At 30.9% G+C, this 531-nt stretch carries 1 protein-coding gene; it reads right to left on the bottom strand.

What is annotated here, in order from left to right:
• The coding region (locus tag DU473_RS08170; protein ID WP_131186978.1) for an autotransporter outer membrane beta-barrel domain-containing protein at positions 1-531 on the bottom strand (531 nt) is incomplete at both ends.

Here is a 531-nt window from a genome sequence, read left to right as displayed (position 1 = left end):
TTTAAGCTAAAATAGAAAGCTTCATTAAGAGGAATGATAAAAGATCCTGTTGCATAGCTTTGAACTCTTGGTAAAGTAAATTCATCAGTTGCTTTAATACTACCAAATCTAGCTTTAGCTTTTACGCTAGGATTGATATTAAATTTAGCTCCAAGGGTTAAAGAAGTTTTTAAATGAGGTAACCAATCTCTAAACCAAGTAAGACTTGTTTTAGTAGAGAATAGATTTAAATAGTTTGCATAAACTCTTTCTCCACCTTTAACAGTAGCTTGACCTATAGTATCTTGCATAGAAAAAGCCTCTGTATAGCCTCCTTCATAGGCTAAGCCAATTTCAGGTGAGAATATATCTTTATCATAGATAAAATTCATACCTATATCAGAACTCATACCATAAGCATAAGAATTAGGTTCAGCTTTAGCTTCATTAGTTCCTACTCTTTTAGTTAAATCATTTTTAATTAAGGCTGTTTTACCTTGAGCTTTGATATAAACTTCTTGACCTTTTTCTGTAGTAAATAAGGTATTAAAG

Origin of the sequence: Campylobacter novaezeelandiae, assembly GCF_004323845.1 — a bacterium.
Lineage (GTDB): Bacteria > Campylobacterota > Campylobacteria > Campylobacterales > Campylobacteraceae > Campylobacter_D > Campylobacter_D novaezeelandiae.
Note: the sequence above shows the minus strand (reverse complement) of the source record. Positions and strands in the feature narration are given on the sequence as shown.